26 protein-coding genes and 1 tRNA gene are annotated in these 26,782 nt (G+C 52.3%); 11 read left to right on the forward strand and 16 right to left on the reverse strand.

What is annotated here, in order from left to right:
- Positions 1-340: 340 nt before the first annotated feature.
- The 6 genes from JF44_RS0110790 to JF44_RS0110815 all read left to right on the forward strand — a co-directional run bounded on the left by JF44_RS0110790 (position 341) and on the right by JF44_RS0110815 (position 5,499).
- Positions 341-748 (forward strand): DUF995 domain-containing protein, encoded by a 408-nt coding sequence (locus JF44_RS0110790; protein WP_081944413.1) that lies wholly within the window; start codon positions 341-343, stop codon positions 746-748.
- A 223-nt stretch (positions 749-971) separates the two neighbouring features.
- Entirely contained in the window at positions 972-1,673 is a 702-nt protein-coding gene (locus JF44_RS0110795; protein ID WP_033069011.1) for a hypothetical protein, read from the forward strand.
- A 168-nt stretch (positions 1,674-1,841) separates the two neighbouring features.
- The gene (locus tag JF44_RS0110800) at positions 1,842-2,480 is read left to right on the forward strand and encodes a GNAT family N-acetyltransferase (protein ID WP_238318430.1); all 639 of its coding nucleotides are present in this window, start codon (positions 1,842-1,844) and stop codon (positions 2,478-2,480) included.
- 81 nt (positions 2,481-2,561) lie between these two features.
- Positions 2,562-3,497, forward strand: a complete 936-nt coding sequence (locus tag JF44_RS0110805) for a glucosaminidase domain-containing protein (protein ID WP_162181405.1) — start codon at positions 2,562-2,564, stop codon at positions 3,495-3,497.
- A 96-nt stretch (positions 3,498-3,593) separates the two neighbouring features.
- Complete coding sequence (locus tag JF44_RS0110810; protein ID WP_033069013.1) at positions 3,594-4,229, forward strand: CDP-alcohol phosphatidyltransferase family protein; 636 nt, start codon at positions 3,594-3,596, stop codon at positions 4,227-4,229.
- Positions 4,230-4,386: 157 nt separating this feature from the next.
- Complete coding sequence (locus JF44_RS0110815; protein WP_033069014.1) at positions 4,387-5,499, forward strand: ABC transporter substrate-binding protein; 1,113 nt, start codon at positions 4,387-4,389, stop codon at positions 5,497-5,499.
- Between the two features lie 45 nt (positions 5,500-5,544).
- On the opposite strand, the gene JF44_RS0110820 is transcribed toward JF44_RS0110815, so the two are convergent.
- From JF44_RS0110820 to JF44_RS0110840, 5 genes are all read right to left on the reverse strand, one after another.
- Positions 5,545-5,892, reverse strand: a complete 348-nt coding sequence (locus JF44_RS0110820; protein WP_033069015.1) for a hypothetical protein — start codon at positions 5,890-5,892, stop codon at positions 5,545-5,547.
- A 116-nt stretch (positions 5,893-6,008) separates the two neighbouring features.
- On the reverse strand, positions 6,009-6,281 hold the full coding sequence (locus JF44_RS0110825; RefSeq protein ID WP_033069016.1) for a GIY-YIG nuclease family protein: 273 nt from the start codon (positions 6,279-6,281) through the stop codon (positions 6,009-6,011).
- Between the two features lie 119 nt (positions 6,282-6,400).
- On the reverse strand, positions 6,401-7,180 hold the full coding sequence (locus tag JF44_RS0110830; RefSeq protein WP_033069017.1) for an SDR family oxidoreductase: 780 nt from the start codon (positions 7,178-7,180) through the stop codon (positions 6,401-6,403).
- Between the two features lie 130 nt (positions 7,181-7,310).
- Positions 7,311-7,979, reverse strand: coding sequence for a 2-dehydro-3-deoxy-6-phosphogalactonate aldolase (locus JF44_RS0110835; protein WP_033069018.1), 669 nt, complete (start codon positions 7,977-7,979; stop codon positions 7,311-7,313).
- A gap of 53 nt (positions 7,980-8,032) precedes the next feature.
- Positions 8,033-8,998, reverse strand: coding sequence for a 2-dehydro-3-deoxygalactonokinase (locus tag JF44_RS0110840; RefSeq protein WP_238318431.1), 966 nt, complete (start codon positions 8,996-8,998; stop codon positions 8,033-8,035).
- A gap of 471 nt (positions 8,999-9,469) precedes the next feature.
- On the opposite strand from JF44_RS0110840, the gene katG reads away from it, so the two are divergent.
- Together katG and JF44_RS0110850 are read left to right on the forward strand one after the other, a co-directional pair.
- Complete coding sequence (katG, locus tag JF44_RS0110845; RefSeq protein ID WP_033069020.1) at positions 9,470-11,653, forward strand: catalase/peroxidase HPI; 2,184 nt, start codon at positions 9,470-9,472, stop codon at positions 11,651-11,653.
- 370 nt (positions 11,654-12,023) lie between these two features.
- Entirely contained in the window at positions 12,024-12,344 is a 321-nt protein-coding gene (locus tag JF44_RS0110850; RefSeq protein ID WP_033069021.1) for a hypothetical protein, read from the forward strand.
- An 11-nt stretch (positions 12,345-12,355) separates the two neighbouring features.
- Here JF44_RS0110850 and JF44_RS0110855 read toward each other — a convergent pair whose 3' ends face one another.
- Both JF44_RS0110855 and JF44_RS0110860 read right to left on the reverse strand, forming a co-directional pair.
- The gene (locus JF44_RS0110855; RefSeq protein ID WP_033069022.1) at positions 12,356-13,537 is read right to left on the reverse strand and encodes a hypothetical protein; all 1,182 of its coding nucleotides are present in this window, start codon (positions 13,535-13,537) and stop codon (positions 12,356-12,358) included.
- A gap of 31 nt (positions 13,538-13,568) precedes the next feature.
- Entirely contained in the window at positions 13,569-15,479 is a 1,911-nt protein-coding gene (locus JF44_RS0110860; RefSeq protein ID WP_033069023.1) for an SH3 domain-containing protein, read from the reverse strand.
- Between the two features lie 362 nt (positions 15,480-15,841).
- Here JF44_RS0110860 and JF44_RS0110865 point away from each other — a divergent pair, with 362 nt between their 5' ends.
- Positions 15,842-16,051 carry a hypothetical protein gene (locus JF44_RS0110865; RefSeq protein WP_156111664.1) on the forward strand — a complete coding sequence of 70 codons (210 nt, stop codon included), beginning with the start codon at positions 15,842-15,844 and terminating at the stop codon, positions 16,049-16,051.
- A gap of 226 nt (positions 16,052-16,277) precedes the next feature.
- Here the strand turns inward: JF44_RS0110865 and JF44_RS0110870 are convergent, their stop codons facing one another.
- Complete coding sequence (locus JF44_RS0110870) at positions 16,278-16,736, reverse strand: hypothetical protein (protein WP_156111665.1); 459 nt, start codon at positions 16,734-16,736, stop codon at positions 16,278-16,280.
- Positions 16,737-17,097: 361 nt separating this feature from the next.
- Here JF44_RS0110870 and JF44_RS0110875 point away from each other — a divergent pair, with 361 nt between their 5' ends.
- Positions 17,098-17,403 (forward strand): hypothetical protein, encoded by a 306-nt coding sequence (locus tag JF44_RS0110875; RefSeq protein WP_033069026.1) that lies wholly within the window; start codon positions 17,098-17,100, stop codon positions 17,401-17,403.
- 67 nt (positions 17,404-17,470) lie between these two features.
- Here JF44_RS0110875 and JF44_RS0110880 read toward each other — a convergent pair whose 3' ends face one another.
- From JF44_RS0110880 to JF44_RS0110910, 7 genes are read right to left on the reverse strand one after another with little or no spacing between them, the layout of a single operon-like run.
- Positions 17,471-18,616, reverse strand: coding sequence for an iron-containing alcohol dehydrogenase (locus JF44_RS0110880; RefSeq protein WP_033069027.1), 1,146 nt, complete (start codon positions 18,614-18,616; stop codon positions 17,471-17,473).
- Positions 18,616-19,998, reverse strand: a complete 1,383-nt coding sequence (locus JF44_RS0110885; protein WP_033069028.1) for an aldehyde dehydrogenase family protein — start codon at positions 19,996-19,998, stop codon at positions 18,616-18,618. The genes JF44_RS0110880 and JF44_RS0110885 overlap by 1 nt, the downstream gene beginning before the upstream one ends.
- Positions 19,999-20,022: 24 nt before the next feature.
- Positions 20,023-21,387 carry a glutamine synthetase family protein gene (locus tag JF44_RS0110890; RefSeq protein ID WP_033069029.1) on the reverse strand — a complete coding sequence of 455 codons (1,365 nt, stop codon included), beginning with the start codon at positions 21,385-21,387 and terminating at the stop codon, positions 20,023-20,025.
- Positions 21,388-21,442: 55 nt separating this feature from the next.
- Positions 21,443-22,492: a TRAP transporter substrate-binding protein DctP gene (gene dctP, locus JF44_RS0110895; RefSeq protein ID WP_033069030.1), complete on the reverse strand. Its 1,050-nt coding sequence runs from the start codon at positions 22,490-22,492 to the stop codon at positions 21,443-21,445.
- 60 nt (positions 22,493-22,552) lie between these two features.
- Positions 22,553-23,875 (reverse strand): TRAP transporter large permease, encoded by a 1,323-nt coding sequence (locus JF44_RS0110900; RefSeq protein ID WP_033069031.1) that lies wholly within the window; start codon positions 23,873-23,875, stop codon positions 22,553-22,555.
- Positions 23,875-24,381: a TRAP transporter small permease subunit gene (locus tag JF44_RS0110905; protein ID WP_033069032.1), complete on the reverse strand. Its 507-nt coding sequence runs from the start codon at positions 24,379-24,381 to the stop codon at positions 23,875-23,877. The genes JF44_RS0110900 and JF44_RS0110905 overlap by 1 nt, the downstream gene beginning before the upstream one ends.
- Positions 24,378-25,178: an N-formylglutamate amidohydrolase gene (locus JF44_RS0110910; protein WP_052065768.1), complete on the reverse strand. Its 801-nt coding sequence runs from the start codon at positions 25,176-25,178 to the stop codon at positions 24,378-24,380. Before JF44_RS0110910 ends, JF44_RS0110905 begins: the two co-directional genes overlap by 4 nt.
- Positions 25,179-25,330: 152 nt before the next feature.
- Between JF44_RS0110910 and JF44_RS0110915 the strand changes: the two genes are divergently transcribed.
- Positions 25,331-26,209, forward strand: a complete 879-nt coding sequence (locus JF44_RS0110915) for a MurR/RpiR family transcriptional regulator (RefSeq protein ID WP_033069035.1) — start codon at positions 25,331-25,333, stop codon at positions 26,207-26,209.
- Positions 26,210-26,686: 477 nt separating this feature from the next.
- On the opposite strand, the gene JF44_RS0110920 is transcribed toward JF44_RS0110915, so the two are convergent.
- A tRNA-Met gene (locus tag JF44_RS0110920) sits at positions 26,687-26,763 on the reverse strand.
- Between the last annotated feature and the right edge of the window lie 19 nt (positions 26,764-26,782).

The following is a 26,782-nucleotide window of genomic DNA, read 5'->3' on the forward strand; positions in this document are numbered from 1 at the left end:
ACAAATCAAGACGATCTTGCATAAAACCGGCGCGCAGACCCGAACCGATCTGGTCCGGCGTGCGCTGAGTGCGCACCTGCCGATTGTAACTGACAGCTAAATTTATCTGCGTCGCAGCGTTTCATACCCCCTACGGGGTATGACAAACCGAATCCCTCAATCTAGAGTTTCTTTTCCACAGGGATACATCTATTCCGACGGGGGACAGGGAAGGGATATAAACCATCGAGGTAATCACCTTTGGCTTTGTGGGTGTTTCCTCATACTCTTCAATGATGAAGACGCCACCGCCTTTCTCTCCACTGTGCTGTGCAATACCAAACATACATAGAGGAAGATCATGATCGGTAAAGTCTCAAAACTACTTATTGCTGCGAGCGCAATCGCATCTCTTGCAGCCTGCCAAACGACAAGTGAAATGCTTGCAGAGGACGGTGCAACCCAGCTCACCGCCTGGGAAATCACCTCAACACTTGATGATACGACCCGCGCTTGGGCCAGCGGCAATGGTATGTCCTATTATGCTGCTGACGGGGCATACCTTTGGAAAACAAACGGCGGGGACACTGGTGACGGCACATGGATGGCCACTGACGACGATCAGATGTGCTTCACCGTTGAAACCTGGAACAACGGCAACCCGCAATGCTACACCATGTACAAAAAGTCTGACGGCTCCATTGTCTCCGTTGATGGCGCAGGCAAACTCTATCCGCTGGGGGCCTTCCAGAAAGGCAACAAGCTTTAAACCTGCTTAGGGGGCCATCCGGCAATTTGCCAGAAAGCTTTTCCCAAACATGAAACAAGCAAACGCAGATATACCTTCGACCTCCTGTCTATTTTGGCAGGAGGTTCTTTTGCATAGCCGTGTTTGCATTTCCTGAGCCAAGCAAAGGTGTCGGTGGTCTAATACCTTGTAAATCGCCCACATAGAGGTAACATCAAAAAGATGGCGAAATACGGAGGTGCCAATGCCGATCCAACGCCAACTCGTCACATTGGTGACCGTTCTTTTGATGTTGCCTGTTTTGTTGAGCCTTCCCCTTGTTGCCGAGGCACAGGCACAACAAGAAAACATACGCATTGGCGCACATGTTTACCTTGATGACCGATGGGCCAAACACACCAGTCCGGAAAACCGAAACCTTGTCACCACACTCAAGGCTCATGCAAAATCGGGCAATATCGAAACACTGCCCAACGACAGGCTGTACCACCTTTATCAAAGCCGGAAACTTGATTGCATTCTGACCGGCGGCTGGCCGCATGACGATCCACAGTTGCGCTCCAAACGTGGCCTGACCTTCGAGGTTCGCCTGTTCACGCTTTCAGACAATGATTTGACTAAACGCGACGAGGTCCTGATCGGCAGAATGAAACAATTCCCGCCACCGTCCGTGCCGCTGGAACAGGCGATGGTTGACTGGTTGCCGTTACAGAACCTCAAACAGGGGTTTGATCTTTTGCGTGCCGGTCGGATCGACGCCCTGGTTGCCGATTCATCCCACGTACAAAATGATCCCGGCGATATCCATCAGGATATTATCCCCGCCGACCTGCCACCGCTCAGGCGGTTTACCGTTCCGCTCATGTGTCACGACACTGCAGATAACCGAAACCTGATTGAAATGCTTGATCGCGATCCCTTGGTGCAATCTTCCCGGACACAATAAACCAATTGGCACCATCGGATTGTCAGAACTGGTCCTTTTGAATGGGACCATTAAACGGCACTCTGCAGGCATGTCCGCACCAATCAGGATTGAAACATGCGCCTGCCCCACAAAGATCAATTCGGCAAACCGGTCGGTCCCCCGGTAAACAACTGGACCGGATGCGAGATGCCCCCACACTGTGACATGATTGGCAATCATGTGATCGTCACACCCGTGGATATCGCCCGCGATGCCCGGCAGCTTTTTGACGCCAATCAACAAGCCGGCGACGGGTCGCGCTTTACCTATTTGCCAACATCGGCATTTGACGACCTTAAATCCTATGAAGCCTGGCTGACCCAGATGACCGCAAGCAGCGACCCGATGCTTCATACCATCATCGACAAAGCCACCAACACGGCAGTTGGGGTTGCAGCCTTCATGCGCATTGATGCGCAAAATGGCGTGATTGAGGTCGGAAACATCAACTTTTCCCCGGCCCTATCACAGACCATTGGCGCGACAGAGGCGATGTATCTGATGATGAAACGCGCCTTTGATGAATTGGGGTATCGCCGGTACGAATGGAAATGCGACGACCAAAATACCCCGTCCCGTGCGGCCGCAACGCGATATGGCTTTACCTGCGAAGGCACATTTCGCAATCACCTTGTTTATAAGGGGCGCAACCGGGACACCGCATGGTTTTCCATCACAGATGACGAATGGCCTGCCGTCAAAACCGCATTTGAAACATGGCTTTCGCCTGAGAATTTCGATGAAAAGGGCAACCAACGCAAACGCCTGCAAGACCTGCGCGGCTGATATAGCCCGTCATTTCATCTCTGCACGCAAACCATGCTATCGTCTCTGCCAGTAACACCTTGCGGACAGAGAAGGCCCACCATGCGCGACACATCCCGATTACGCAAAACGGCGTGGATGGCCGTACTTGCCATGTCTGCCTCTATTGGTTTTTTATCTGTTGCCAGGGCCGACATCGTTCTGCCCACGCCCGCTGCAAATGATATCATTCGCGTCGAACTGCAGGGTTATGAGCAGCTTGAAAGCTTCTTTGCCGATCTTGGATATACGCCCAAGGCATGGGATGCGGGTGAACGCACCATCCCGCGCCTGTTTTTGCAAACCATCCCGAATGCCTGGCGCGAAGAGATCGCCGACAGCCTGACGGTGACCGCCAAGAAACGGGTTTTCTTCAGAACCCTTGGCCCGTTGATCCTGTTGGCAAATGAAGAAATTGCCTTTCAACAATCGGTTCTAAAAGATGCGATCGCCAAGGATGATAGCGCTATCATCGCCGAGTTGGCAGCGCAGTATCGGGTTGAGACCGCCTTGGATGATCCCGCCACAATCACCGAACTGCAAAAACGCATTGCGCCGATCCCGGCGTCGCTTGCCATGGCACAGATGGCAATTGAAAGTGGTTGGGGCACGTCACGTTTTGCCGCACACGGCAATGCGTTGTTTGGGCAGTGGACCTTTGGCGGTGATGGTATCACCCCCAAAGAACAACGCAGTCACCTTGGCGATTACAAGATCGCTGCGTTCGAAACACCGTTTGGCTCGGTTCGGGCCTATATGAAGAACCTCAACACCGGGTCGGCGTATCAGGAATTTCGCGATTTGCGTGCCGCCATGCTGGCAAACAATATCCCCCTAAACGGAACGAAACTGGCTGAGACCCTGACGCGCTATTCCGAACGCGGAGAGGTGTACATCGAAGAAATTCAGGCCGTCATTCGCCAGAACAAGCTCAGCCATGCCGATGATGCCGTTCTTGAAGACAAGCCCTATTATCATCTGATCCCGAGCGCCGATTGACCCGACATGCAATACTCACCTGACGAACTGGTGATTTTCATTTTCCAGGCGCAGCGCCTATAGTCGCCACCTCAGTAAGTTAACCGGATATGCTTGATGTTTGACGCCCGCCTGCGCCCCTTGATTGACATGCCCTTGAATGCCGTTGCACGCCGTCTTTCGGGCACGGGTATCACGCCGAACATAATCACCGGTTTTGGCTTTTTTCTTGGACTGCTTGCCGCAGCCTGCCTTGCCATTCAGCTTGATTACGCCGCCCTGTCGCTGATCCTTGCGTCACGGATGATGGATGGGCTTGATGGGGCGGTTGCCCGTCATGCAGCACCTCGGTCCCGTCACCCCCAAGCCAAAACCCAGGAAAGCGACCTTGGCGGTTACTACGACATCGTTTCGGATTTTCTGTTTTATTCCGGCATCATTCTGGGCTTTGCCATCGGTCGTCCGGACGATGCGCTGATGGCAGCATTCCTGATTTTCTGCTTTGTCGGCACGGGGTCAAGTTTTCTTGCCTATGCAATCATAGCGGCCAAACAGGGCCGCACAGATGAATCCCAGGGCAAGAAAAGCTTTTATTATCTGACCGGCATTACAGAAGGCAGCGAGACAATTCTGGTTTTGTGTCTGATCTGTGTTTTCCCCGACTGGTTTGGCATGATCGCAGCAATTTTCGGCACTTTGTGCCTGCTGACCACCGCCGGGCGCATCCTGCAAGCCCGCAAAGATTTTGGTTAACGCACTTTCCGACAAACAAGTGCTTGAAACAGCTGTGCCAAGCCGCCATATCCAAATGCGCTAATCTATCTTGGGTACCCGAACAATCAGAGACTGCGGTCATGCAAGCCCCCCTGCTTGGGCTGATGCATGATCACAAAAAACATTAGGGGATAAAATGCGGTCCATCCGATTCCTGTGTTCCATTTTTGTCGGGTGCCTTCTGCTGGCTTCCTGTGATCAGTCTGGCCCGATAAAAATCGGGTTTATTGCTGGTCTTTCCGGTCCCGGGGCAGATGCCGGTGACGCATCCCTGAATGCCTTGAAACTTGCGGCACAACAGGTCAATGATGACGGCGGCATTGACGGGCGCATGATTGAAATCATCGCACGCAATGACAAAAAACAACCCGACGTCGCACAGGAACATGTTCGCGAATTCAAACGTCTTGGCGTTGATGCCGTCATAGGTCCACTCATCAGTTCAATCGGCATGGCGATGTTGCCGGTTATTAACGAACTTGGTGTGGTCACGATATCCCCAACGGTTTCGGCAGCGGAGTTTGCCGGCTATCGCGACAACCTGTTTCGCATGAATACGACCACACGCGAAAATGCGCGCGCCTATGCAAGACGAGCTATTGGCCAGAAACATGACCGGGTTGCCATTGCCCTTGATGGCCAGAACCAGGCTTTCACCGAAAGCTGGTACCGTGAATTCCTGCTGGAATTTGATGCACTTGACGGCCTTGTTGTCTCAAAAATCTGGATCAATGTGGACGGCGTCAGCCACGCTCAGGCCGCAGCTGAACTTCTTGCCGACAGCCCCGATGCCATTGTCTTGATTGCCAATAGTGCCGACAGTGCCGCCATGGCAAAGGAAATTCGCGAACTATCGGTGGACATTCAATTGACTGCGGCCGAGTGGGCCGGGTCGGAATCATTGATCGAACTGGGGGGGGATGCCGTCGAAGGCATGGAACTTGCCCAAGCCTACGACCGCTATGACACCAACCCGCGCTTCCAGCAATTCATCAAAGACTACAACACGATGTTTGACGAAGATCCCGGTTACACATCGGTTCTGACCTATGACGCTGCAACTGTTCTGATTGCCGCCCTGCGCGGAAAACACCCGGAACAGTCACTGGCAGATGCCCTGACGGACCTTCCCCCGCAGCAGGGCCTGCATCAGGAACTGGTGTTTGATTCTTTTGGTGATGGCAACCGCAACATTTATTTCGTTGCCATTCAGGATGGGAAATTCATCCGGGTTGACTCCCCGAATTAGCCACCGCTCCCCCGGCAATAGCCGGGGATCTTCAGGCCAAATTGTTTAGTGATCGCTTTCCTCAAGGAAATGATCGCCAAGGCCGGTATCATATTCCAGACCTTCCTTGGTCAGAACGATGCTTGCCGGATAACCTTCCTTGACCAGACCTTTGCGGGTTAAGGCCGTCCAGACGGCTGGATTGTCAAACCCGCTGGCATCCCGTGCGGCAACAGTGAATTTGCCAACATGCACATGATCACCGTGGGCATGGGGGACGCGCAAAAGCGTGCCTTCGCCGGTTGCCGCGTCAATCTGACCGGAATTGGGGTCCTTGGCGATCACCTGTGCCAGCACAAGGGTGCGAAGCTGCAGTTTATTGAGTTTCAGCGGATTTTTGCGAACGAATGCCATGATTGGTGCTACCCCGGTTTCAATACGATATTAGCAAGGACATATCTGTTACTTGGCGCCATGATGCAAGCCCTGTTTCAGGGATGCGGCCTGCAGAAAATGCAACACTTGGTGTTTCAACCGCCCGCCAAAACCTTACGCAGCTTGCGATCGCGCTTGAGATGCCATTCCCGGCTCATGGCCTGACCGAATGTGCGGAAACGTTCGACATATACCAGTTCCCACTGCCGTCCCCGCGTGGTCTTTGCCCCTTTGCCACTGTTATGGGTGGCAAGGCGCGCGTCTACATCGGTTGACCAACCAACATAGGTCCGGGGCAGCTTGGCCTTGCCCTGCCCCGGCACAAAACCCAGTTCGCGCAGCACATAAACAAAGGTGAATGACGCCATCTGCGAAGTACCACGTCTTTGGTTGTGCGACCGAATTCGTTTCATGCTGCGGCGAAAACGGCTGACTTTGAGCACCGGAAGCACAGAAGCCAGCCGTTTACAGACCAGCATGAAACGAATTAGAGGGTGGAGTTGAAAGCACCGCCGTCGAGCAGAACGTTCTGACCAACCATGAATTTGGCATGTTCGCTGCACATGAAGGCACAGGTCGCGCCGAAATCAAGCGGATCACCAAAACGCCCGGTCGGCAGGCCTGCCTGGGTTTTGGTGCGCGCTTCATCAAGGCTGATGCCTTCGTTTTTCGACTTGTTGGTCATCAGCGCATTGATGCGATCGGTGTCGTGCTGGCCCGGCAGCAGGTTGTTCATGATCACACCGTCCTTGGCGACCTGACGCGACGTGCCCGCGACAAAACCGGTCAAACCGGCACGCGCACCGTTTGACAGCCCAAGATGCGGGATCGGTGATTTCACAGAACCCGACGTGATGTTTACAATCCGGCCCCACTTGCGCGAAATCATGCCCGGCAGAACAGCAGTTGCCAGCAGGATCGGGGTCAGCATGTTGGATTGAACCGCCGCTTCCCATTCCTTCTGTCCCCAGTCGGACCAAACGCCCGGGGGCGGGCCACCGGCATTATTGACCAGAATGTCCGGCGCATCGACAGCTGCCAGAACCTTGTTACGGCCTTCTTCGGTGGTGATGTCACAGGCAACTGTGGTGACATTTACGCCAAAGGTATCACGGATATAGTCAGCCGTTTCATTAAGCGGCCCTTCGGAACGTGCATTCAGCACAAGGTCAACACCGGCTTCGGCAAGCTTGATTGCACAACCACGGCCAAGGCCCTTTGATGACGCACAGACAATCGCCTTGCGGCCTTTAATTCCCAGATCCAATGGATCCTCCCATCTTGGAATTCAAACAATGGCTGGAATTTAGCCCGCAGGTCGCCATGGGTCAAACATCGTTCCACAATTTGGAAACCGAATGTTCCAAAACCTCAAGACGGCAAGGATGGTCGCCCGATCAGGCCTTGGCAAACACCGCGTCATGGGCGCTGACATAGGCGACCGCAGCCCTTGAGACATCACCAGCGCTCATGCCCGGCTTGTAAATCCCTGATCCCAACCCGAAACCATCACAGCCGGCCTTGGCATAGGTTGCAAAATCATCCGGGCCGACACCGCCCACGGCATAAACCGGGATGTTTGTTGGCAAAACAGCGCGCATGGCCTTGATGCCGTCCGCACCGATGATGCTGGCCGGGAAAATCTTCAAGCCATCGGCCCCGGCCTTGATCGCGGCAAAACATTCGGTGGGCGTCAAGACACCGGGCCATGATCCCATGCCAAGTTCCTTGGTCTTGGCGATCACATCGATATCGCAATTGGGCGAGACAACGAATTCGCCGGATGCTGCCTTGACGTCCGCGACATTTTGCTCGCTCAACACCGTGCCTGCCCCGATCAGGGCGGCGTCCCCGACCGCATCCTTCATTGCGGCAATGCTTTTAAGCGGTTCGGGGGAATTAAGCGGCACTTCGATCATGGTGATCCCGGCATCAACCAATGCACGCGCCATATCCGCTGCCTCATGAGGTTTTACCCCGCGCAGGATCGCAATCAGCTTGCGATGGCCGCTGTGTGGCGCACCGCCATCGGGGGTCTGAGCATTAACCGGCGTTGGCATAGACATCTGTGTGTTCCTGTTACTTGGGCCCAAAGGTTTGCGGGCCTTGAAATTCCGTTTTATCCGCCTGCGACGACCTTATAGGCGCGGGCTAACCCGGCAAGCGTAATGGCCGTGCCATCCTGTGGCGTGGCGCTGTGATTGTGAACCGCAAGGGCTGCCTGATACAGCGATGCCAGCTTTCCCGCCCCGATCAGGGCAATGTCTTCGCCAGCTTCAAGCAGGCCCAGAACATCGGCAATTTCCGATCCGATCACCGTGCCCGACAAAACCGACGCGCCCGGCGGCACCAAAGCCCCACCTTGTGCAACAAGTGCCCCCGCACGCACGGTAAACAGATTGTGCAAAAAGCCACCTGGCTGTGCCAATGCCGTGCGCACGGCATTGGCAAAGACACCGTCATCCCAATCATCGCTGATAGAATGGCGCAGGATCGAATTTTGCGACAGAAGGGCAAAGACCTCGCCACTCATATAGGTGCGAAAGGCCGTGATCCTGCCGTCGCTGACATGCGCCCACTTCGAATGGGTGCCGGGCAAACAGACCCATCCGGCAAAATCGGGGTTTTGCGCCATGAAGCCGACAAGCTGGGTTTCCTCGCCGCGCATGACATCCGCGTCGCCGCGCTGACACAGCCCCGGCAGGATCGACACCGAAATGCGAGGATCCCTCACATCCGGTTTTACCGCGCCCTTTGCCAGATCACCGGGCTTGCACGGCACATCACAATACGGGGCTTCGATCCAGCCCTGCTTGGCCCCGGCCATGCCACAGATCACAACCGATACCGGGCTTGCGGATCCATCCAGCCAGTCATTAATCAGACCAATCAACACCGTTTCAAATGAAAGCTTCGGGTCCCCGGCAATCGCATTCATGCCAAGCGGGCTTTCGACCGCGGCAAGGATGCGGGCATCCTCGCCCATTGCCCAAACCCGCAGGTTAGACGTTCCCCAATCAACGGCGATCCATGAAAGAACGTCGCCCGGCGACATCGAATGTTGCGAAGTTGCGACTGCGCTCAACGCCCTGCCCCTTGATGTTATGCCAACAGGGATACGCCTGTGGCCGGTTTTTATTCCTCATACTATTTTGGATGGCTGTCGGTCAATCAGATTGCCCATGCCGGGCCCCCATAAATGATCGACAAAAACTATCGAATATTCATGAAATAACTATTTCTCCTATTTCATATCACCTGATAGCTTATGTGAAGCGATGAGGGAAACCTGTCGCACCGAATTTGTAGACGTATCGTGTTGCTATCTTCGAGTTGAACATTATCTGCAACATGAAACCTTAACCGATCAGTTCTGGTTTCATCGTGCCGATTTTGATTAAATCAATTCGACAGGGAGAACCGACCAAGGGCAGGCAAAACAGCAGATCGGGATTTTCTGTTTTGCGATTTTACCCGATGCCCACAGCTACCCGAAAGCTGCCCGATACGCACCAAAGAGCTGTTTAAACATCTCAGCCACGACGGAGAGAGAAAAATGGACGGAAAACACACAGCAGGGAAATGTCCGGTGATGCATGGCGGTCAAACCGCACTGGGCACAACGGTAACCGATTGGTGGCCCAATTCGCTGAACTTTGACATCCTTCATCAGCATGACACCAAAGTTAACCCGCTCGGGCCTGACTTTGACTATGCCGAGGAACTCAAAAAGCTCGATGTCGAGGCGCTTAAAGATGACCTGCGCGCCCTGATGAAAGACAGCCAGGATTGGTGGCCGGCCGACTGGGGCAGCTATGTTGGCATGTTTGCCCGCGTTGCATGGCATGCTGCGGGGTCCTATCGCCTGGCCGATGGCCGTGGTGGCGGCGGTACGGGCAATCAGCGTTTTGCCCCGCTGAACTCCTGGCCTGATAACGTCAATACCGACAAGGGCCGTCGTCTTCTGTGGCCGATCAAAAAGAAATATGGCAACAAGATCTCCTGGGCCGATCTTATGATCCTTTCGGGCACGATTGCCTATGAAGTTGCCGGTCTGAAAACCTTTGGCTTTGCCTTTGGCCGCAAAGACATCTGGCACCCGGAAAAGGACATTTACTGGGGCGCTGAAAAAGAATGGCTGGCCCCAAGTGACGGCCGTTACGGCGATGTTTCCAAACCCGATACCATGGAAAACCCGCTTGCAGCTGTGCAGATGGGCCTGATCTATGTGAACCCGGAAGGTGTCAATGGCGAGCCGGACCCGGCGAGAACCGCCCTTCAGGTGCGCGAAACCTTTGCCCGTATGGCAATGAATGACGAAGAAACCGCAGCCCTGACGGCCGGTGGTCACACCATCGGCAAATGTCATGGTAACGGCAGTGCCGATGACCTGAGTGCCGAACCCGAAGCCGCCGATGTTACAGCACAGGGCATGGGCTGGATGAATACCAAGGGCCGTGGCATTGGCCGCGATACGGTTGTATCGGGCATCGAGGGTGCCTGGACCAAAAACCCGACCCAGTGGGATATGGGCTGGTTCGATCTTCTGTTCGGTTATGAGTGGGAGCTTAAGAAAAGCCCGGCTGGCGCATGGCAGTGGATGCCAATCGACATCAAGGAAGAAGACATGCCCGTTGACGTGGAAGACCCGTCAATCCGTTGCATGCCGATCATGACCGATGCCGACATGGCGATGAAGGTTGATCCGATCTATAACGAGATCTGCCAGAAATTCATGAAGGACCCGGAATATTTCTCCGAGACCTTTGCCCGTGCCTGGTTCAAGCTGACCCACCGTGATCTTGGTCCGAAATCAAACTATCTCGGCCCGGATGTTCCGCAAGAAGACCTGATCTGGCAGGACCCGATCCCGACCGTGGATTACACACTTTCGGACGGTGAAATTGCCGATCTCAAAGCCAAACTTCTGGCATCGGGGCTTAGCAGTGCCGAACTGATCGCAACCGCATGGGACAGTGCCCGGACCTATCGCGGGTCTGACATGCGTGGTGGTGCCAATGGCGCACGCATCCGCCTTGCCCCGCAAAAGGATTGGGAAGGCAACGAGCCCGAGCGCCTTGCCAAGGTTCTGAAAACCCTTGAAGGCATTCAGGCCGGCCTTGACAAGAAAGTCTCGCTTGCCGATCTGATCGTGCTTGGTGGTACGGCGGCGGTTGAAAAGGCCGCCCATGATGCGGGTGTCAAGATCACCGTGCCGTTTGCACCGGGTCGTGGCGATGCCACGGACGAGATGACCGATGCCGAAAGCTTCGAGCCGCTTGAACCGCTGGCCGATGGTTTCCGCAACTGGGTAAAAGCAGACTATACCGTCAGCCCCGAAGAAATGATGCTTGATCGGGCACAGCTGATGGGCCTGACTGCGCCGGAAATGACCGTTCTGGTCGGGGGCATGCGTGCGCTTGACACCAACCATGGTGGCAGCAAACACGGCGTCTTTACCGATCAGCCGGGCAAATTGACCAACGACTTCTTCGTCAATCTGACCGACATGGGCTATAGCTGGAAACCGGTGGGCGACAACCTGTACAACATCGTTGATCGCACATCCGGCGACACCAAATTCACCGCTACCCGCGTTGATCTGGTGTTTGGGTCCAACTCCATCCTGCGGTCCTACGCCGAAGTCTATGCCCAGGACGACAACCACGAGAAGTTCGTCAAGGACTTCGTGAGCGCTTGGACCAAAGTCATGAACGCGGATCGTTTTGATCTGGCGTGAGGCTTACTTCTCTAAGATGATGTGAATTGGAGCTTTAGGGCTTTGAAACAAGAACACCCCCGGTCGTGAGGCTGGGGGTGTTTTTTGTTTCAAGTGTCAAACCGCAGATTTATGCAATAGGTGAGATTTAAGAGAAGCGAATAAACGTTTCCGCAAACCATCCGAATCTTCATAGACTTAACAGAAATTTCCGTTCTCAAAATTTTTCAAAAGCATTCACTAGGTTCATAGTCTTTTGTACTATGTGTTTTAATATCAGAAACACTCGTTGACAGTTGACCTGCGGCTTCTGGTAAAAACATTCTACTGCAACTAAAAGGTTTACTGTGAATTCAACCCAGTCAAACAAATCCAAATTTAACACGAGGGCATGATGCACGCACAATGCAACGAATGCATACACTGGCAAAATCAATTCTACTACGAACTATCCGATCACAAACAGACTGTTAAGCAATACAATCGTCTTGTAACTACCTTGGACAATGAAAGAGCCCAAAGCCGCATAGAACAAAAAAAACTTAAAGAAGAAATCAGCTCGTTAAACACCGCCATGGAAGAACTAGTGGCTGTAAATCAACGCCTTGCGGCAACAGCTAAAGGAAAGCACGAATCGATCCTCGAACTCCAAAAGAAGAACAAGGATCTTGTAGAAAAAATTGAGGTACTAACAAACAGGGGTTCTGCATAGGCACCAAAATTTTAGATCAAGATCATAACAGCTTTCCAAAACCAAACTTCTAGTAAATGAAGAGAATCAAACCAAAGGTTAGAATATACAGGGTCCTTTGTTGCGGCCTGTCGCACGACAAAAACAATCATTCCTGCCAATGGAATAGTTGAAAACACCCCGCTCCAACTGCTGCTAACGCCTGAGCAAACGACCAATAGACGAGAAAAATTCACCATAATGAGGATCGCACTCAATGCGATGGAAAACACTGGCGCGAAGAAAGACTTAAGTTCCAAACTCCGGGTCCATATCGAACCTTTATCATATTCATCCAATGAAAGATTTTTACCCGCTAGATTTAGGATGAACTGACGAAACTCCGCCTTGCTCATAAATGGCTTCATGTCATCTTTTACATTGATACTAATGTACTTCCCATCCGTCATCCGCTTGATACCGACGTTGAATAACTCAAACACTGATAACTGCCACTTGAGATCATCTGAAATACCACGCATCCTAAACAAAACATCGTCATAAAAATCCTGAAGAGAAATATTTGGCTGCGGCTTGACACCAGTGTAGGTCTTGAAAGACCAATATCCCTGCTGCCCAGGCAAGTCAGGCCTATTAAAGAATCGCGATTTCTCTTTGAATTGTTGATGCGAGCCCCGTACAAGATTCATGAAATCTCGATATTCGATCCAATATTTGTCAACCTCCTTTAAAAATGCTTTGTTATTGGTATCGACAATCTCAGAAAACACAAATCGACTGGCTGCAGCCGACGCCGTGCTCCCGGCACGCAATGGGAATAAAGCAATATCGACCGGTGAATCCAATACAGGATCACTAATTCTGTCAGCCTTTACTTCTTCGCGATAAACAGCCATTGCTAGCCCCTGCTTCTGCAACTCCAAAGGTAGAGATTTTACACCTGCGGTAATACCGGCAGAAATAGCACCATATGCAAATATCACCGCGACTATGAAAAGACCGACCACCCGCCAGCCATCAGCGATGTTGATAATCACTGATACCAGCATTAGAGATATTCCAACAGAACTGCCAATCTTCGCAAAAATCGAAAATGTATCGATATCATCGGGTGTATATTGAGGTGTTGAGACAACGTGAATCATTGAAACGTTCAGAGCGAATTCAGCAATGATGTAACACGCGATTATGACCGCAAATAGAGGCGTTTTCATAATTGTACTTTTTTGTAAGCGTTATTTTAATTTACTGGCTCTCGCCACAGAATTCATGCTCGACGCCATTGCGGGTGATCATCCTGCAATCACCTTTTGGGTCATTATTCCTCAGCAATGATGGCTCATGGTCCTCCCCAGAGTACTCCTCTAAGAGATCGGCATATACAAAACCCGAGATATCGTCGTACTCGACTTGATACCAATCAGCATTCGCTTTTCCGACTTTTGTTATACGAGTGTCTTTTGGAATAACAGCGAGTATAGCGCTGCTTGTGCTAGCTTGCTCTCGAAGTCTTGCAGCAGCAGTAGTTCTATAAATGCTGGCATCTCCGAGCCCCGCCATAACAAGTATGTCGACATCCAACAAATCTCGCAAAGTGCTATTGGTTGGTTCCACCCAATCCAAGCTTAGTGAAGCAGCTTTAACAACGCGGGAAAGGTTCCCGGCCAAAAAGATCGCACCGCCACACAGAAGCCCGAAACTCACCACCCAAGCAAGACGCCGGAAAGTGCGCTTATGGTGATCGCGAGGGTAATCTGATATTTCACTAAAATACTGGCTCGGATAGTTCAGCTTAAAACGACGCATCGAAACTCTTTGTGTTGCCACTGCAGTACTCCATAGAAGCAGCGTCAAGACGACTAAACTAAGAAGCCCAATCTCGATACCGCTGATCAGCGTCGCTAAAAATACGATAGGAACACATACCACTGCTGCAGACGACCAGAATCTCCCCCCCGGTTCAGGGGCTGCTTCACGATAAAGCATCCCTAACCCTACCGCTATCCAAGATAAGCGGGAGGGTTTCAGCGAACGTATAAACGACATTTGCTCCGGTTCGTCGTCCCCCTCCTCCTTCACCAACGCCCGTATCAGAGGCATGCTTTGGAATTGTTCAATCAGTTTCCTTTTCTTGCGAGCGGATTTCTTCAAAACTTCGTCGAGAGTTTGTTCAACCTGATAAAGCGCTTTGTCAACGATAGCGTCGGCACCGGTAACCTTTTGATCTTTTCCAAAGATAGAAATCTGGAAAGTCTCAGAGGTAGACTTTTTACGTATCTCTCGGAACGAACCATAAGGTAGTGCTGTTGCTCGAAACTCAATCTGATCAACAGCTAGACGTCTCTCCGGAAGTTGTTCAAAGCGAAATCCCAAATCATAGAGGTGTTTGACCTCATAGTTATGCTCAAGACAAGTATCGAGCGCTGAGCCCTTCAAAGTCTCGGGGCCAAGTTTTGATGAAAACGGCGTAGCCTGAACATGAAATGAAAATTTATGCGTCAAGGCAGAAGTGCCATTGCATGACGGGCACGCTATTTGGCCAGCGCCGTCGCACCGGGTACACTCAACAAATCCAAAATCGCTGTAAGAAACATTTGCCGCAGTGGTTCTTTCGATTATTTTTTCTTCGCCTTTTTCGCCGTTGCAGTCCGGACAAATGACATTACCACTGATACATGCTGGGCTCGGGCATGGCTCAACGAAGGCAAACCCCTTGAAGGGAAGTGAACGTGGTTTAGTACTCAGATAAATATCCTCGAGACTGCAGCTCTTTTTTAACTTCTTTACCCACAGATCATTAAGAATAGTCTTTAGCCCATTTTCGGCCTTTGTTCTCGCTGCGACCAGACTATCTGTAACATTGAATCCTGCCGAGTGATCCCCTGCTAGTTTCTCTTCACTAATGCGACCTGAAACATGCCATTTCACGATCTGAACGACCGATGCGACATCTATCCAAGACCGGCAGATTTCATAATCCGCATCATCCAAACCTAAAAACTGCAACGTTTTGGGAAATTTTTCGTCAAAATCACAATCAATGAACTGTCCCTCAGCGGAGACAAAGCCATTATCCAGTGCCTGTTCAAAAAGCTTTGTAACTACTGTATTTTCGGGAACCGGGGAAAGACTACGCGCAATCGTACTATTCGACATTCTTTTATGCTCTACCTGAGACAATATGATTCTCGGTTGCGTTGCAGTTTATAAACAACGCTAGACATTTAAAAGTAGCCAGAACATCGTTACATTACAAACCATAACTAACAGAGGATTTCTTAGGTTATGATCATCACACTCACTAGAAAGAAGGAATCCCACAATCATTATGCTGGAACAGCAAAGTTCGGCATTCCGTTATCCTGACGCTCCAATGCTTTTGTATAGTCCATATGTGGAAGCGACTACACAGAACACGTTGAAGCTATAATCTGCAATTTCGCCTGTCGGCGCTGATTGCGACAGTTGCGTTTATCCTTATTTTCCATGGCGTTGTTTTTTTCTAGCAGGTGGTTGGGGTGCTGCGCACCACCCGCCACCATGTGAGCATTCTTGCCAATATCTGGACCGTTGTGACCTATAGGGTAATCGGGCTGTGTTTGGCCTTTACGGTGCTCAGAATCGCGGCGTCTTTCCGCGCCCTTGCCACGGAACGGTTTATACAGGTCAACCTGACCGATCCTGAAGCTGTCAGTCGCTTGCGTCAGGGCATATCAAAATCTACTTAACCAGAGACAACTATGGCAGCCAATGTGTCGCTGAATTTGTTTTGTCTTCTATCGCGTCAGAAAAAGACCCGAGGTAAAAAGTGAAGAATCTAGTTGTACCAGTAACACTTAACTCACAAGCGGCACTATATTGCCGCGTGTGAGTGAGACCGACAACTACAGCCCTTTTCTGCCGAAATAGTGAAACGCTCTAGAACGTCAAATTTCATGTTCACTGAGTATAAAATCACACAGAGACAGGTAACTCATCCATCGCCTTCACTGCCTTTGAAGAGTCTTGTCTAATACGATAAACTAGGAATGCCCAGACAACCAATGTGACTGATATCATCAAGGCACTTTGCATTCCGATAAATAAAATCATAGGTAAGACACAAAAACATGTAAGCAGCCCAGATTTTGTAAAAGTCACTTTCCCTAATAGGGATTTCACTTTTTGACTATCGTCGACTAAAACCTCACCGTTTTTAGACACCCCGTACAAAACGCTTAATTTTCCTTCTTTCTCTACGATGTAGTACTTACCGCTATCACCAACATGGAAAAACAAGCTGGCATTTCCACCAACCAAAAAATTTTCGACAATCTTATTCCCGATTTTCACGTTTTTATAACTGGTGCCATCCTTCATCACTTCACTGTTGCCAACAGCCTCAACAGTACCTTCGACTACATAACTTTTCATATACCTTAGCTCCAAGTTCTGCACGCATATATAGAGGTAAAATCTGCGTTATTTTTTGCCTAAAATCCACCAAAAAGAAATAGTTATCTTCGGACAGAATAAAGGGGACAGATTTATTTTCAGTCCGCTTTAAGTCTCCCTATATTCAACCAGCACCCAAGCATCGCACCGTATCTCGGCGCCACATGGAAAATCGAAAGTCGCCGTTAAGTAACCTAGGGGCCTTTTGCCTGCTATCGGCAAAGAAAAGTTGCCGGCAGTGACGCAAGCTTCTCACCCCACAGACCCGCACAGCGCTATTCCGGCCCTCAATAAAATTGTATCGTAGAAAAAGGAGCTGAAGGTTCAAAGGAAATATTGCTTGCGATACATTCGGAATCACTGGCAGGGAAAACATGCGCTATTATTCGCGCTTTGCGTCAACCTGATCCTGATCCCTGCTCTGATTCTGTTTGCCGATCGCTATACGCTGCCGCCCTATATCCCTGATCGCATCCCCGCGCTGATCGCGACGGTTGCTTTTATCCTTGTTTTTCATGGCGTTGTTTTTGTCTGGCAGGTGGTTGGGGTGCTGCCCGCCACCCAACACCAATCTAGCATTCTTGCGAACATCTGGACCGTTGTGACCTATGGGGCGATTGGGATTTGCTCGGCCTTTGCAGTGTAAAGCTGCTGAAACAAAAACACCCCCGGCCAATCGACCGGGGGTGTTTGTTTTCGTAGTACATAAGAAATCAAATGATCTCTTCATAGAGCTTCTTGGTGATCTCGGTGGTGAGCGGGATCGGGTTGCCGCCGGCACTGGGGTCTTCGACCGCCATTTTTGCCAGCAGGTCGATCTGTTCGCGATCCACACCAAGGGCCGACATTTTTTCTGGCACGCCAAGCTGGCGCGAGAAATCGGTCAGCCAGGCGTAGAAGCCGTCAAACCCGCCGTCGATACCCAAATAGGCCGCAAGCAGCTTGACCCGGTCTTCAATCGCCGGGCGGTTGAACTTAACAACCGCAGGCAGCGCAATCGCATTGGTCATGCCATGTGGCGTGCCATAAACCGCGCCAATCGGGTGCGACAGGGCGTGTACTGCGCCAAGGCCCTTCTGGAAGGCGGTTGCGCCCATGGCCGCAGCACTGAGCATATGGGTGCGGGCCTCGATGTTGCCACCGTCCTTGAACGCGGTCATCAGGTTGTCTTTGACCAGACGCATGCCTTCAAGCGCGATGCCCTGTGACATCGGGTGATAGAACGGCGATGAGAAGGCCTCAAACGAATGGATGAAGGCATCAAGGCCGGTACCGGCAGTCACCACCGGCGGCATGCCGACGGTCAATTCCGGGTCGCAAATCACCGCAACCGGCAGCATTTTCGGGTGGAAGATGATTTTCTTCACATGGGTTTCGGAATTGGTCAGAACCGATGCACGGCCCACTTCCGATCCCGTTCCCGCCGTGGTTGGCACGGCAATCACCGGCGCAATGCCATCGGGATCGGCACGGGTCCACCAGTCGCCGATGTCTTCAAAATCCCAGACCGGGCGGGTCTGACCGGACATGAAGGCAATCGCCTTGGCAAGATCAAGGGCCGATCCGCCGCCAAAGGCAATCACACCGTCAAAGCCACCGGCCTTATAAACCTTAAGCCCGGCTTCAAGTTGCAGATCATCGGGGTTTGGCTGCACATCCGAAAACACCGCATCACCAAGACCGCCATCCTTCATGATGGCAACGGTCTGTGCGGTGATCGGCAGGTTGACCAGCCCGGCATCAGTAACCAGAAGCGGCTTTTTGATGCCGGCATTGGCACAGACTTCAGGCAGTTCCGAAATACGCCCCGCACCAAGCCGGATGGCCGTTGGGTAGGTCCAATTTGCGGTCAAAGACATTATGACACCTTCTTCAAATAGTATGACTTCGGACGGGTCAGGTTGTGGAAGCCGATTGACGACAAGGCACCGCCGCGCCCCGTGTCCTTGCAGCCGGTCCAGCACAGGCCCGGATCCAGATAATCTGCACGGTTCATAAAGACCGTGCCTGTTTCAAGTTGCGCGCCGATTTCGGCAGCACGGTTCACATCCCTGGTCCAAAGCGATGCGGTCAGGCCAAAGTCGCTGTCATTCATAAGCGCGATGGCCTCTGCATCGTCCTTGACCTTCATGATGCCGACAACCGGGCCGAAGCTTTCATCGCGCATCACGCGCATGTCGTGGGTGACATCGACCAAAATCTGCGGCGCAAGATAGGCCCCGCCGTCATCTTCGGGGAACAGTGCGGGGTCAATCAGGCCCTTGGCACCGTCTTTCAGCGCATCATTGATCTGACCGCGCACTTCATTGGCAAAGCGCACATTGGCCATCGGACCAATGGTGGTTTCCGGGTCCATCGGATTGCCAAGCTTATAGCCAGATACGATCTTGACGGCCTTTTCGATGAAGGCATCATAAAGCGATTCCGTAACGTAAATACGCTCGATCCCGCAGCAGCACTGACCGGCATTGAACATCGCACCATCAATCAGGGTATCGACCGCCGCATCAAGGTCGGCGTCTTCCATGACATAGCCCGGATCCTTGCCGCCCAGTTCAAGCCCGACACCGGTAAAGGTGCCGGCCGCGGCACGTTCAATCGCACGCCCGCCACCAACTGAACCGGTAAAGTTCACAAAGTTGAACTGGCGTTCCTGTATAAGGCTTTCGGTCGTTGCATGATCAAGGAACAGATTGATGAACAGATCTTCTGGCAGACCGGCCTGTTTGAAGGCCTCGACCATGCGTTCGCCGACCAGAAGGGTTTGGGTCGCATGTTTCAACACAACCGCGTTCCCGGCAATAAGGGCCGGGGCGACGGTGTTGATTGCCGTCATATAGGGATAGTTCCACGGCGCGATGATCAAAACAACGCCGTGGGCTTCGCGTTCGATGCGGCGTTCAAGCTTGTCACTGCTTTCAACAACAATCGGGGCCAGGGCTTCGGTGGCGATATCGGCCATATAGTCGGCACGTTCCTTGACACCGCCAAATTCACCGCCATAGCGCACCGGGCGGCCCATCATCTTGGCGATCTCGGGCACGATTTCGTCGTTCATCTCGCCAAGTTTGGCGACACCCGCACGCACCAGATCAATGCGTTCGGACAGGGGCCGTGCTGCCCAGGCTTTCTGGGCGGACCGCAGGGCCTTGACCGCAGCAAAAGCTTCGTCCTTGGTGGCACATTCGCGTTCTGCGTAAACGGACCCGTCAATCGGGCTAATACATTTCAAGATCGTCATATTCTTCTAACCTTGCGGAGATTTCTAAGAGCGTTCAAATCCGCGGCTGACTTCCCAATCGGTCACGACCGCGTCAAATTCTTCCTGTTCCCATTCTGCTGCCCGCGTGTAATGGGCAACCACATCCTCGCCGAGCGCCTCTTTGAGCATTTCGGAATTGCGCAATGTTTCGGTCGAAGCGCGCAGGGTTTGCGGAATGTCTTGCGCATGTTCCATGGCATAAACATCGCCCTTTGAGGGGGCGTCAAGTTCAAGTTTTTCTTCCAGACCGCGGATGCCGGCCGCCAGTTGCACGGCCTGGGCAAGATAGGGGTTCATATCCGATCCGCCGATCCGGCATTCAACACGTACAGCTTTTGTATTCGCACCGCAAAGACGGAATCCGGCCGTTCTGTTATCAATCGACCAGATGGTTTTTGTCGGCGCAAATGTTGCCTTGGCGAACCGTTTGTAACTGTTCACATAAGGGGCCAGGAAATAGGTATAATCCGGGGCATATTTGATCAGACCGGCCATGTAGTGGCGCATGACATCGGACATGCCAAGCGGATCTTTTTCATCATAAAATGCCGGTTTGCCATCGCGCCACAGGGATTGATGCACGTGCGATGAACTGCCCACCCGGCGATGATCCCATTTCGGCAGGAAGGTCACGGCATGGCCCTGTTGCCAGGCAATTTCCTTGATCGCGTTTTTGGCAATCGTGTGATGATCGGCACAGTTGAGCGCATCATCATAGCGGATGTTAAGTTCTTCCTGACCGGCTTCGGCTTCGCCCTTGGAATTTTCGATCGGAATACCGGCGTTATAAAGATGATTGCGCAGCGGGCGCATCACGCCTTCTTCCTTGGTGGTCTGGAAGATGTGGTAATCTTCGTTATAGCCGCTGATCGGCTCCAGATCGCGGAAACCGCTTTTGCGAATTTCATCGAAACTTTTGGCAAACAGGAAGAATTCCAGTTCGGTTGCCATCTTGGCGGTAAAACCAAGTGCCTCAAGCCGGGCGATCTGTTTTTTCAGGATCGCACGCGGGGAATGCGTGATCGGCTGATGATGGTGATGGTCAAGGATATCGCACAGCACCATGGCCGTACCTTCAAGCCACGGTACTGTGCGCAAGGTCGTCAGATCAGGTTTCATGACGTAATCGCCATAACCTGTTTCCCAACTGGTGGAAGCATATCCGTCAGGCGTCGCCATCTCCAGATCCGTTGCCAGCAAATAGTTGCAGCAATGGGTTTCTTCATAGGAGGTGGTGATAAAGTTCTGGGCGTGGAAACGTTTGCCCATCAGGCGGCCTTGCATATCGACAAGACACACCAGAACCGTATCGATGTCGCCTGCAGCAACCTGTTGCTTTAGTTGGTCAAATGTCAAGTTGCCAGACATTATGCTTCCCTTTTCTTGATCCGTTGAGAAAGACTAAGTCGTGTCGGTCAGATGATCAGCCGTAGCGATACGGACGACCGGCTTTCACCATGTCCGCATTGTACTGCTTGATGATCTTGACGACTTTGGCCTTGGTTTCGGACTCTTCTGCAATTTCATCCCAGAATTTGACAGCCGCATTTTCAACTTGCGCCCATTCGTCATCGGGGATCGTTGTCAGTTTCATCTTGTCGCCATGGACACGCAGGTTGGCTTCACCACCCCAATACCACCACTGACGGTAATAGTGGCTCTGATCCATGCAGACGCGCAGAAGTTCCTGCAGATGTGCCGGAAGTTCATTGTACCGGTCCATATTGGCAAAGAACGACCCTGCCCATGCACCGGAAATGTTGTTGGTCAGGAAGTAGTTGGTCACATCTGCCCAACCGACCGTGTAATCCTCGGTGATGCCCGACCATGCGATACCGTCAAGCTCGCCCGACTGGACAGCAACTTCGATGTCTTCCCACGGCAAGGTCACCGGCACCACGCCAAACTGGCTGAGGAAACGGCCCGCCGTCGGGAAGGTAAAGACGCGCTTGCCTTTAAGGTCTTCAAGGCTGTTGATCGGGTCTTTGGTCGCAAAGTGGCAAGGGTCCCAGGCACCTGCCGAAATATGCTTCACACCGACTTTTGCGTATTCTTCTTCCCAGATTTCCTTCAGACCGTACTGGTTAAACAGCACCGGCACATCCAGCGAATAGCGCGATGCAAACGGGAAATAGCCGCCAAATACGGTAACTTCGGTGGGGGATGCCATGCTGTCATCATCTGACTGTACCGCATCGATCGTGCCTTTTTGCATGGCACGGAACAATTCCCCGGTCGGGACAAGCTGATCGGCAAAGAACAGCTCGATTTCCATTTCATCGCCGGCAATCTTGTTAAAGCTGTCAATTGCCGGTTTGATCACATGCTCGGCCAGAGCCGGGCCTGCATATGTCTGCATGCGCCATTTGATTTTGCTTTGGGCAATGGCCGGAGTGGCCAGCGCAGTGGTGCCAGCAACAGCGCCCAGACCGGCCACCCCTGCTGATTTGATAAAGTCACGTCTTGAAGTCATGTTAGCCTCCGTAATGTTACTTATCATCGACTTAGGTTTGCTCTGTTTTCAGAGTTCGTATTATTTTCCGTAGACGTATTCAGGTAACCAAAGCGCGATATCCGGGAAAATCATGACCAAGGAAAGTGCGAAGGTCATCACCAGAACAAATGGCACAATGGATCTGTAGATATCTCCCAACTGGATCTGAGGCGGCGCCATGGCACGCATCAAAAACAGATTGTATCCGAACGGCGGGGTCATATAGGCGATCTGGGTGGTGATGGTATAAAGAACACCATACCAAATCAGATCAAACCCGAGTGCCCCCACCAGCGGAATATAAAGCGGCGCGACAATCACCAGCATTGCCGTATCATCAAGGAACGTTCCCATCAGAATGAAGCTGAGCTGCATGATGATCAGGATCATCCACGGGCTTAAGCCCAGATGCTCGGTAAACAGGCTTTCAATCGCGCGCACGGCCCCCAGACCATCAAACACCGCGCCAAAGCCAAGGGCAGCAAGAATGATCCACATGAACATGCAAGAAATCGCCAGCGTCTGACGGATCGAGTTTTCAAACACGGTTTTCGTCATGCGGCCCTTGACCACAGCGGCGACAAAGGCTGCCATCGCGCCAATGGCCGAACTTTCCACCAGCGACGTCCAGCCATTGATAAACGGCACCATCATGGTGGCAAAGATCATCACCGGCAAAAGCCCCGCACGCAAAAGACGCAGCTTTTCCGCCCGGCTCACCGTGCGTTCTTCCTTGTCCAGAACCGGGCCAAGTTTCGGGTTCAGGCGACAGCGAATGGCGATATAAAGGATAAACATCGCCGCCATCATCAGCCCCGGGATCACCCCGGCCAGCCAAAGCTGCCCGACCGGTTGGCGGGCAATCATGGCATACAGCACAAGCACCACCGAGGGCGGCACGAGAATACCAAGCGATGACCCGGCCTGAATAACACCGGTCACCATGATCTTGTCATAGCCCCGCTTGAGCAATTCCGGCAGCGCAATGGTCGCGCCGATCGCCATCCCGGCCACCGACAACCCATTCATCGCCGACACCAGAACCATCAACAAGATCGTCCCGATGGCAAGGCCGCCATTCACCGGCCCCATCCAGACATGGAACATCTTGTAGAGATCATCAGCAATCTTGCTTTCTGACAGGATATAGCCCATGAAAATGAACATCGGCAGGGTCAGAAGCGGATACCATTTCATCAGTTTCATCGCCGCTGAAAACGGGATATCAGACCCGCCTGTCCCCCACAGCAGAACCGCAGAAACCGCAGCGACAAAGCCAATCGCACCAAAGATGCGCTGCCCGGTCAGCATCATCAGCATCATGGTGGAGAACATGAAAATGGCGATCATTTCATAAGACATCAGACTTCTTCTCCACCCAGACGCAGGATGTCTTTCATCAACTCAGAAATGCACTGCAAAATCATAAGAGCGATACCGACACACATGGCAATTTTGATCGGCCACAGATACGGACGCCAGGCCGTCGGGCTGCGTTCGCCGTATTGAAGGGAATACATCGTACTGTCGATGCCGCCATACAGCATCACGCCAAGGTAAAACAGCAGGAAGACAATCGTGAAACTGTCCATCCACATCTTTTTCTTGGCTGGCCAGCCACCATACAGCAGGTCCATGCGGACATTGGCCTGCATCTGCATGGAATAAGGCCCGCCAAGGATATAGTAGGCCACCATGGCAAACTGCGCCATTTCAAGCGTCCAGAGAGACGGCAAAAAGAATGTTTTGGAGATCGACGACCACAACAAGATCCCGACCATCACAAAGATGCCATACATGATGCACCGGCCAAGCCGGTAATTGATGGCATCAACAAAACGCATATAAGATCGCATAAACGAAGTCATTTGCAGGCACCTGTTGATTTGGTTGCCGCACGGAAGTCAGCATTGGAAACGGCTTTGGCAATCACGTCGCGCAAATAGTCCGCCATGTCGTCAATCTGCTGATCGGTCTCGATCAGATCATTGCGAATTTCGATCATGACATTTGGAATATCGTTGGGAATTGCGTGATAGCGCAACGTATGGGTCACGCCATCTTCGGGGCCATAGGGCTCGTTACGGGCCACAACATATTTCGCACCATCATCCGCATCCAGGATGGCATCGACAAAACGGGTGTCCTCGTCATGCAAAAAACCGACCTCGACGGACCGTTTCTGCCCCTTATAGACCGGCACGAACGAATGCACCGTCACCATCAAGGGCGGCTGGCCTGTTGCCATTGCCTTTTTGACCACCCCTTCGAGCATATCCTGAAACGGAATATAGATCCCGTCGATCCGCTGTTTTTTATCTTCAAACGACAGATTCTGATTGCCCGGAATGGTGTGAACTTCACTGATTGCCGGAATGGCGTCATGGGCATGGGGCGGGCGGTTGCAGTCATAAAGCAACCGTGAAAGCCGCCCGGCCACCAGCGGGCCATCAAAAACCTCGGATAGCTTTTTTGCCACGGCAAGTGCGCCCGGATCCCACGCGATATGGCTTTTGACCTGCTCCGCGTCCAGTCCCAGATCCTGATATTCATCGGGGATCAACCGGCTGGCATGTTCGCAGACAAAGACAAAACCGCCCCGCCCTTCGGGATTGGTTATATCAACTGCTTGATACGGGGGTAGGTCAGGCTCTTGCGCAGACATTGATGCCATCCAACAACTTGATATCAATCACGGGCACGACTATTCCAGAAATGATTTTTTCAGGCAACATTTTTTCTGTTAGAATATTTTCAGAGCTAATTCGAACAGCACAACGGGCCTCTGCCCGCAAAAACATCCTGAAAGGGAAAAGGGTGACGAACCAGGAAAAGCAGACGGTCGCGGAGCGCATCCGGACATCGTTCGAGAGTCTGACACACACCGAACGCCTTCTTGCCAACTCAATGCTGGATAATTATCCGATCTCTTGTCTCAGCAGCATTACCGCCGTTGCCTCTGCTGCGCAGGTCTCGACACCCACGGTCGTGCGCATGGCCAAAAAACTTGGCTTTAAGGGCTTCCCGGATTTTCAGGCCGCCATCCACAATGAAATCGAAGAACAGATTTCAAGCCCGGTGACCAAGTTCAAACGCTGGAACAAGGCCGGATCGGATACTCATATCCTCAACCGTTTTGCTGACAAGGCGATTGAAAACCTCAATCAGTCTCTGGCGCAAATTGACCCCGACGAGTTTGACAAGGTCAGTGCCATGATCTCGTCAGACAAGCATTCCCTGCATATTGTCGGCGGGCGCATCACAAGTTCTTTGGCCGACTATTTCTTCAACCACCTGCAAGTCATTCGAAGCAACGTTTACCGCCTCGGCGCGAACCCCAGCCGCTGGCCCCACTACCTGCTTAATATGGGCGAAAACGATATCCTGATCGCCTTTGACGTCCGGCGCTATGAACATAACCTGCTGACATTTGCCAAAATCGCCCATTCACGCGGGGTAAAAATCATCCTGTTTACCGACCAGTGGGGCTCACCAGCGGGCCAATATGCCCAACATGTGTTTAACCTGCGCATCGAAGCGCCGTCCGCCTGGGATTCGTCTGTTGCCTGCCTGATGGTGCTCGAAGCCCTTCTGGCCTCGATCCAGACCGAAACCTGGGAAACCACCGAAGCCCGGATGAACGAACTTGAAACGCTGTTTGATGAAACGAAGCTGTTTAAGAAGTTTTCGGGGTAAAGGCCGGGATTAAAGCGGTGCTTTGCTTGGTTTGAACAAGAGGCTCAAAACGCCCGCTCCCAACGACCTGACATTAAAAAAGCCCGTCACAAGGGCCCGCAGATGTTGGGTAGTGTGGAGCCCGGTGGATGGTCTCTGCAGTCTGCGCGCGGCTTCGCCGTGCTCGACCTTCAGACTAAAAACGTGCCACAGGCACGTTTTCTTGACGTCTTCAGCCTTCAAGTCGCAGGAAGATCAGAGGTTCAAAACGCCCGCTCTCACCTACAATCAAAAAGACCCCGCCACCAGAGGTGACAGGGTCTTTTTAATGGTTGCGGGGAGAGGATTAGCCTACGCCCTACGGGCTCCGTCAGCTTCGGCCGATGGCCTGCGCAAAGAACCTTGCAAACAGGCATTTGCCTGTTTGCAGAGAACAACTCCATCATCCCAACAGCCAAAAATGCAAAAGGCCCGCCTGCTGGCGAGCCTTTAACATTTTGGTTGCGGGGAGAGGATTTGAACCTCTGACCTTCAGGTTATGAGCCTGACGAGCTACCGGACTGCTCCACCCCGCGTCAGTGGGTGTATCTGTTT

Origin of the sequence: Thalassospira australica (genome assembly GCF_000763295.1) — a bacterium.
GTDB lineage: Bacteria > Pseudomonadota > Alphaproteobacteria > Rhodospirillales > Thalassospiraceae > Thalassospira > Thalassospira australica.